The 7,536-nt window shown below is 43.7% G+C and carries 12 protein-coding genes; all 12 read right to left on the reverse strand.

Going from position 1 to position 7,536, the window contains the following annotated elements:
• Positions 1-312 precede the first annotated feature (312 nt).
• The 12 genes from HQK80_14275 to HQK80_14330 all read right to left on the reverse strand — a co-directional run bounded on the left by HQK80_14275 (position 313) and on the right by HQK80_14330 (position 7,527).
• Entirely contained in the window at positions 313-570 is a 258-nt protein-coding gene (locus HQK80_14275; protein ID MBF0223364.1) for a TolC family protein, read from the reverse strand.
• A gap of 6 nt (positions 571-576) precedes the next feature.
• A complete protein-coding gene (locus HQK80_14280; GenBank protein MBF0223365.1) occupies positions 577-1,221 on the reverse strand; it encodes a TolC family protein in 645 nt (214 codons plus the stop codon).
• Positions 1,222-1,334: 113 nt separating this feature from the next.
• A complete protein-coding gene (locus HQK80_14285; protein ID MBF0223366.1) occupies positions 1,335-2,030 on the reverse strand; it encodes an FAD-dependent oxidoreductase in 696 nt (231 codons plus the stop codon).
• A 336-nt stretch (positions 2,031-2,366) separates the two neighbouring features.
• Positions 2,367-3,605, reverse strand: coding sequence for an NAD(P)-binding protein (locus tag HQK80_14290; protein MBF0223367.1), 1,239 nt, complete (start codon positions 3,603-3,605; stop codon positions 2,367-2,369).
• Positions 3,606-3,986: 381 nt separating this feature from the next.
• Entirely contained in the window at positions 3,987-4,271 is a 285-nt protein-coding gene (locus HQK80_14295; protein MBF0223368.1) for a c-type cytochrome, read from the reverse strand.
• 931 nt (positions 4,272-5,202) lie between these two features.
• On the reverse strand, positions 5,203-5,361 hold the full coding sequence (locus HQK80_14300; GenBank protein MBF0223369.1) for a rubredoxin: 159 nt from the start codon (positions 5,359-5,361) through the stop codon (positions 5,203-5,205).
• 31 nt (positions 5,362-5,392) lie between these two features.
• Positions 5,393-5,590 carry an ankyrin gene (locus HQK80_14305; GenBank protein MBF0223370.1) on the reverse strand — a complete coding sequence of 66 codons (198 nt, stop codon included), beginning with the start codon at positions 5,588-5,590 and terminating at the stop codon, positions 5,393-5,395.
• A 12-nt stretch (positions 5,591-5,602) separates the two neighbouring features.
• Positions 5,603-5,857 (reverse strand): hypothetical protein, encoded by a 255-nt coding sequence (locus HQK80_14310; GenBank protein ID MBF0223371.1) that lies wholly within the window; start codon positions 5,855-5,857, stop codon positions 5,603-5,605.
• Between the two features lie 28 nt (positions 5,858-5,885).
• Positions 5,886-6,230, reverse strand: coding sequence for a hypothetical protein (locus HQK80_14315; GenBank protein ID MBF0223372.1), 345 nt, complete (start codon positions 6,228-6,230; stop codon positions 5,886-5,888).
• A 93-nt stretch (positions 6,231-6,323) separates the two neighbouring features.
• The gene (locus HQK80_14320; GenBank protein MBF0223373.1) at positions 6,324-6,701 is read right to left on the reverse strand and encodes a desulfoferrodoxin; all 378 of its coding nucleotides are present in this window, start codon (positions 6,699-6,701) and stop codon (positions 6,324-6,326) included.
• A 27-nt stretch (positions 6,702-6,728) separates the two neighbouring features.
• Entirely contained in the window at positions 6,729-6,956 is a 228-nt protein-coding gene (locus HQK80_14325) for a hypothetical protein (GenBank protein MBF0223374.1), read from the reverse strand.
• Positions 6,957-7,227: 271 nt separating this feature from the next.
• Positions 7,228-7,527, reverse strand: coding sequence for a hypothetical protein (locus tag HQK80_14330; GenBank protein MBF0223375.1), 300 nt, complete (start codon positions 7,525-7,527; stop codon positions 7,228-7,230).
• Positions 7,528-7,536 lie beyond the last annotated feature (9 nt).

Consider the following 7,536-nt stretch of genomic DNA (forward strand, 5'->3'; position numbering starts at 1 on the left):
CATTCCGGTGTTTCGTGGTGACGACTCCGCAGCATAAAGTAAAGGACCGGCACCGCCATGCGACTGATCAGAAGACTTGCAATCTCGCCGAACATGAGTGAGATAGCAAAGCCATGAAAGATGGGGTCGACAAGAATTACAGAGGCGCCGTCCACTACCGCCAGGTCACATGGACTGCTACTGTGGGGGTGGGTGCTGGCTGAGGCTTTTTGCCATTACTGGCTTCCCGTTTGCAGACTTCAAACATCAACAGGCACCCACACAGAATTGCCGGTAAGAGTCGATTACCGAAAGAAAGTAGTCGTTTATGTTTCATTGTTGCTGCTCCGGTTCTTTAGCAAAAGAGATCTCAGGCAAATCATCAAATTGGGGCAACCCGCTGGCACGCCGCAACTCAGCAATGGCAATCAATCGCGAAGTCTTGGCAATAGTCCGTCGAATCAAGGTATCGCTCAGACGATTTTCAACAGCGATCAGATCCGAGGGTAAAACCATACCTTCGGCAAACCGGGCGCGATTAATCTCAGCGCTTTTTTGGGCCTGAGCAATTGTTTTCTCCGTAACCTGCAAGCGTTCCTATGTCTCTCTTAACGCAATTTTTGCCTGCTCCACCTCCAGGCCGATGGCAAGCTCAAGCTTGTCATCGAGAATCTTGAGTTCAAAACGAGGGCTGGAAGCATCAGAGGGAGGCGCCTCCTGTATGTCTCCACTTTCAGGGACAACCTCGAAAGCGCCTCCTTCAATGCCGAGCAAAGTCAGAAAAATCTTGCGGGCAAGGGCCAAGGCGTGTTGAGCCTGAATCGAATTTTCCCTGGCTCGTGACAACTGTACTTCAAGGTCAAGAACTGCATCCACCAACAGAACTCCTTCTTCATGGCGGGCTTGGGCCATTTTGAGAGAGGACAACAGGGCTTCTACCGTCGACTTGTTGACATCAATAATTTCCTTAGCCTGAGTGATGCCATAAAAGGCCCGCATCACCTCAAAAGCCAGGCGGGCATGAATGGCGGCTCGTTCCAGATCAATGGCAGCTTGAGCGGCAATGAGTCGCTGCTGCCCTATCGCGCTGTCGGGATTATGGCTCAGAGCAAAACGCACCGCATCGCGGGCAGTCCAGAGAGCAGGATAAGCTGGTTCAGTGGTCAGGTCTGCAGCAGGAGATTGCCCCACACTCAGAAAAAAAAGAAGAAGAGAAGTGCAGATTGTTTGTCGAATCAGCATAGTCCGCCTTATTCAGGTTTTGTTTCCGTTCGAAGATATTTCGCGTCTTAAGTAAAATATTCTCATAACACCTTAGACAACAAACGCCGCAAGAGCGAACATACCGCCGGGCATTAATTGTAACCTATGAAAATATCAGTGCGTATCAGTTCTTCCGGGACATCGAGTGCAGCCAGGGCTTCCTTTGTTGCTTTGACTATTGATGGCGGTCCAGAGATCATATGGACAGGGCTCCTCATTACGGTTAATTCCCTGGCGATGATCTCTGCAGTTATATATCCCTTGTCTGTCTTTTCCATTCCGCTGTTGTCTTCCAGGACATGAACAAGCTTGTAGTCAAAAAGCTGGAGGTTTTCAAGCTCCTCCCTGAAGGCAATATCATCCTTGTTGTTATTCCCGTAGATCAGGACGACCCCGGGCGTTTCACCCTTCTTTTTTTCCAGACTTTTCAGAATACTCCTGATGGGCGTGATACCGATACCTCCTGCGATCATGATAATGTTCCCGTCTGTTTCGGTAAGGCCGAATTTGCCCTCAGGCCCCTTCACAGATATCATTTCTCCTTTTTTCAGCGACTCAAGACGCTTGCAGTATTCACTTCCGGTCATCCGCTTGGTGAATTCAATGAAACGGGATTCTTCAGGACAGTCGCTGAGCGACAGAGGGTGGACCAGTTCCCGGCCAAGATCCACCATCATATATTGCCCGGCGGTAAATTTTAAACCGGCGGACATCTTGAACCGATAACTATTTGCAGCAGGGGTTCTTTCGATCCTTTCCATAAACTCGGCCTGGTATTCCGTTCCCATGTTCCACTGCCTTTGCCGGAAATTTGACCCCGGCCTTATTATCTGCCCTGTCTGGAGGGAGAGTGTTTATGACTTTATTGCTGGTTCAGTATCGTTCATTTTCTGCACATTTCTTAGTTCATATGGTTAACGATACTGGAAACTCCAACCAATTAAATAAAAAAATGCCAAAGAAAAAATAAAAACAAAGTTAAAAACATAAAATCGATAAGTTGTGGCGCTTTCATTGCGTATAAAATGTCATCAATTTTGGATAAACATATAAACCAGAAGGGCCGATATTGCTCGAGAACTGCAACTTTGTCGTCAATCGCTTTCGCGGCTCTTCTGCCACTTTCAACGGCGCCTTCTATACTCATCAAGCGCACCACAGCTCAAAATTTGAGCTTTAACTTCTTCTATAAATTCTTCCCTGGTGCAAGTATTTACCGGCTTATGATAAATCCTTCCTGGGACGCTGCTAATACACGATGTGCCAGTCCAGAGAGATTTAATGTCTTTCCCTAAATCAACGGTTTTGTCCCAAACTTGTTCTTCTGCAAAAATGGTCAAATTAAATTCGGAATCACTTATCACCACAGCAGTCCGCTTTCGAGGAAATTTAATTTCTTCGGAAAATGCCAATCGAAAAGAGACTTGGACATGAGGACCATTTTGAGTAAGGGGTTTGAACGATCTTAATTCTTCTTGCCTCTCAAGCGCCGGGGTCTCACGTAAAATATCAGCAGTAATGAAAGGATTAATGGCTAGAATATACATATCGCCGTGAATTTTTTCTTCGCCACAAAAAGCGGAGAGAATAGTAGTTCCATCAAAATCTAATTTTGTTAGAGCCTTCTCCCAATAGAATTTTACGCCTTTTTCTGTAAGATATTTAACCCAGGGGGTAAACCAGTATTCACTGCTTGGACCTGCAAATAGCAGCCAGCCAGCCCCGGTTCCTTGCGTCCACGCGGGACCATTCTGATCAGCTTTATGTCGGTGCAGGGCTTTTGTGGTGAGTTGTTTTCTGAAAAAATCACCGGTGGTGTGTAATGAAACCTTTGACCAATCCGAGCCAATCCACGGCCCAAAACAAGAACGCCAGGTTTTATAGGCTTTATCTTTGAGTAAAGGTTTCCAGGTTTGCGCTGCATTGAGTTTGTCATATTTTATTTTACTTCGATTATTGGAGGTCCATGTTTTAAGCATTAAATAAAACCATTTAATAAATTCAAACGTGTTCATCCTGAACATTTTAGGAATACTTCTCAGTCCTTCATCATAAAATTGAGCTTTATCGGTATCAGGGAAAATGCCAAAATCAACGGGGCGCGAGAGGGCTAACTCATAGATGCTTCCTTTTTCATTAAAAGGAATTTTTTTCATTAAATCAAAAGCATTAAGATACCAAGGTCCCATGCCGTGCCAGGAATACTCCGAAGGCATATTATCTTTACCAAGCCGGGAACTTCTAAAGAATCCACCAGGTTGATCGAAAGCTTCATATACTGATACACTATATCCCAACTGGACTAATTCATGGGCAGCACTCAATCCAGCTATACCAGATCCGAAAATGACTATAGATTTCATTTTTATTTAATCCAGATCCCTGATACTCTCGGTCCGTGGGTTAGAAAAGTTGTAATCGTTCATCAGAGGTGCCAAAATCTGCGGCAACCAACAAACCGTAAGCGTTCAGTAGTGCTGCAGATGCGCGCATGCTTTTCAATGGCCTGGTTCGTTGGCCAGTCAAGCGGTCTGCGAGCTATACTCCGGTATGCGATCAGGCCGCTGACAAGGCAGGTGCGATGAGACTGAACGCTTACGAAAAGCTAGGACAAAGCATACAACCATTCAGACTGCCATCAGCCAAGGTTGTCTGCCGCGAAATCCTAATTAATCAGTTTATCCAGCACGGCGTTGACATAGTCATCATAAAACTCGCGATACACCTATTCAGGGGCTTTTCCTTTATTTGCTGCCAATGGTTTGCAGATAATCCAGGATATTGTTCACTTTAGCTTCCCCTAACTTCTGTTCATAATTTGTCGGCATTCTTGGCCTGAACCCTTCCACAACATCAGCTTGAGGATCAAGGATGGAGCGTTTCAGGTAATCGCGGTCAGCTATTACAGTTCGATTCTTTCCTTTAGTGACAATAACAATTTTCTTGCCATATAAACCCTGAAAGGTTGGGCCAATCCTTTCTGAGCCGTCTAGGCTGTGACAGGATGTACAACCACTCGACTCTACAATTTTTTACCCTTCATGCTTCGGTGCATCACTGCCACAACCCGTAAGAACAGTTACAAGAAATATACTTGTGAGTTCCTTTGCATAAAAAGTTCGCATCTTTTTTCTCCTTATTTTTCACATAACTCATGCAAGATTCCAATATTCCCTTGCTGTATTTTGATCGTCATAAATAATAAAAGAAGCTTCAGCGAGGATGGCTGGCAAATTTAATTTTCGATTGAAAACTATTCGCATAACTTCTGAATCTCAGAGCTCTGGTTTGTGAGACACTTCAGAAGAGGCTTCAGATCATTTTCATGCAACTTTGCACCTTTTTTTACCATACGCTCGATGGTACTTCCCCATCTCCCCTCGCTTTTCTTGCCAAGTTTCTGGCATGTTCTCGTTTCATAGTGACACTCTGTGCAGACATTCTTTATAATCAGTTCACATGAACCAAATTCTTTAAATTCAACTGACTTTTGTGCATTCTGCCCATCTCCAGAACATGCGTTTATAGACAGGATTATGAGTGAATTTAAGATCCAGAAGAGAGTAATCTTTTTGGGTAAGCACATATTATTTTTCCTTGTGATCTAAACTTACTTTTTTTGTTAAAAAAAACCATAGCTAACCGGAGTTGGCTTGAGCTTGTTAAGCAAATACTTACGTAAAAATAAATGCTTTAGAAATGAAATTGACACGATTAAAGGCGTTCAAGGGGATCTTGCAAAGCAGATGCGCTATTCTCTGAGCGCCCACGAATGATTTACCTATAGACATGTAGTATCTTCACTTTAACGGTGAAGCGCATGTTCTGCAGGATATGCATTCTTCCTGATTTATATAGAATTCTTTAGGCATGACTAATCCTTAAATGCGTTTAAGCGGACCCTTAAGTTTTCGTACAGCGCTACGCCATAGCTCTTCCTGGGGAGAAATATATTGATTTTTACGCCTCTTCAAAGTCTTCGATCCCAGCTCCACAGTCAGGGCAAACCCAACCTTCAGGTAAGTCTTTAAATGCAGTGCCTGGTTTGACACCATTTTCCGGGTCTCCATTTGCAGGGTCATAGACATACCCGCACTGTGTACAAACATATTTTTTCATTAGTTCCCTCCATGATTGAGAGTTGTGTCAATTAGTTTTTCTGGTCAGGTTCAACCAATCCTGTTCCATTACAGTTCGTACATCCCAGCTCAGGTGTGCATTTACAATCGTCCCACTCATTGTCACTTTGCCTTTGCGTACCACGCCACTCCTCATTGCATTCACAGATCCCTTCAATAACTTTTTCCCCGTGACAGACCGGACATGTATTTGTATCTTTTTGTTTCATGGTTGCTACCTTTTAAAATTGTTTGCCTTCAATATTTTTTTTCAATTGTGCTATTTCAAGCCCCAAAGGAACGCATTTTTTTCCATCAATGCAAGAATCAGCATCGGATGCTTCAAGATAATGTTTCAAATGATGCGCGCCTTTTTTCAGGTCAACAACCCAAACTTTCTTGCCATCATCAAAGGCAACATCAACATTAATGCCGCATTTGCCGATATCCGGATACAGCGAGGTAATTTTTTTGCACAATTCTTCTTTTGAATGCATGGCTTGCCTCCTTTGGTTTATTCTATTTTTACGGTTTTAGGATGAGGGTTTTCATGTAGGCGATCAAATCCTGCATTTCTCCACCATCAGGATCGATGGCGACACCACCCAGAGGTTTTTCGATGCAGATATTAATAACATCGGCCAGGCTTTTTTTGCTCATGCCCATAATGGTGAATTGAGAGCGCTCGAATAGGTCGCTTCCCAAGCTTTCACCACCTGCGTGACAGGTGCTGCAACTTTTTCCGGTTGTACCACCACCAAAGACTTGGCTTTCAAAAAGAGCCTTGCCCTTATCAATGTTTGCCCCATATGCCAAGGATAAACCGCCTGCCATGACCGCCGCCGTTACCAGAACAAACATCTTTTTCATAATACGCTCCTTCTTAGATTTAATAAAAAATTTACGGGATAGGCTCCCTTAATATTCATAATGTCCTCTCTCTTTTGAAATTCAAGGACAAGTTTATGCTTTCCACAAACCATGCAGATTACAGAACTCACGGGCAGTTATCTTGCTTGCGTTAATTTTAAAGACAGCCTCCGGCGTTTTGCCGGGTTTGAGGAACTGCCGGTATGCTTTGCCGTCGTCAGTGGTTGCCTCAATCCACTCTATATAATGTTTCTCTTCCATGGGATGGGCCAAACTGCCGACCTTTACTTTGAAGCCGCCCTCTATTTTTTCGATCACCGGAAGATGCTTTTCTTTTGCCGCGTCTACGGTGTTTTCCTTGAGTAAAATCATCGGCGCGCCGCAACAGACAAGCTCGCCATCTCCCGCGTGGAGCATTTCCACTATATTTCCACAGATTTCACATTTGTAAATTTGCATTTTTTTTGTCATCACTGCTCCTCCATTATTGGTTTAATATCATGACGGCCAGTCCGGCCAGTTAGTGCCTCTCCTTTCTTCAGGTTCCAGAAAACCAACTGTCCGATGATGCTCCTTGCCATTCTTGTCAATAATCAGCAGCGCAGGGGTCCAGCTGATGTCGAAATCTTTTGCCATGGGCTGTTCCTCGGAACCAACTCGCAGAGGGACAACATTCTGGTGAATGAATTGAATAACCGCTTCTTGTGGATACGTAACTGCATCCATTTGTTGACAGCCAATTCACTGTGGATTAAAAAAATCCAGAAAAATTACTTTGTTTTCTGCCTTTGCGCGGCTCAAGGCAACGTCGAGCTTTGTTTCCCACTGAATTTTCCGTGCCACGTTGTACTCTCCTTTTTTATATTTGAAAGAACACTTCATTGTTGAAGGAAGATTCAGAATCCTAGAAAATGTTTTGAGTTTTTCACAATATTTACCATGATGCGATGCTCCGTTTCTTTCCACTTCACAGAAACTGAAAATCTCTTATGCTCTTTCAACCAAAGTCATAACCAAAAAGCTCCTTGGTCGTCCGATTATATTTTTTACAAAGTTCAGCCAATTGAGAGGCTATTTTTTCTTTTTCAGGTTTCCATTCGACTGGACATTCGCTTCTCAGTGTTTCAATTTTTTCATCCAGCTCCGACATGATGTAATGAAGGGCTTTCACGTCTTCAGTAACCCCTTTTTTATCTTCGGTTGGCAATCTGTCGATTTTACTTATGACATCATATAATTTCGCTTTCCAACTGGTCAGTTCAACGTCCATCATTTTGCAATAATCTTTTATCGCCATGAAACTCTC

The sequence above is a fragment of the Desulfobulbaceae bacterium genome (genome assembly GCA_015231515.1).
In the GTDB taxonomy this organism is placed as follows: domain Bacteria; phylum Desulfobacterota; class Desulfobulbia; order Desulfobulbales; family VMSU01; genus JADGBM01.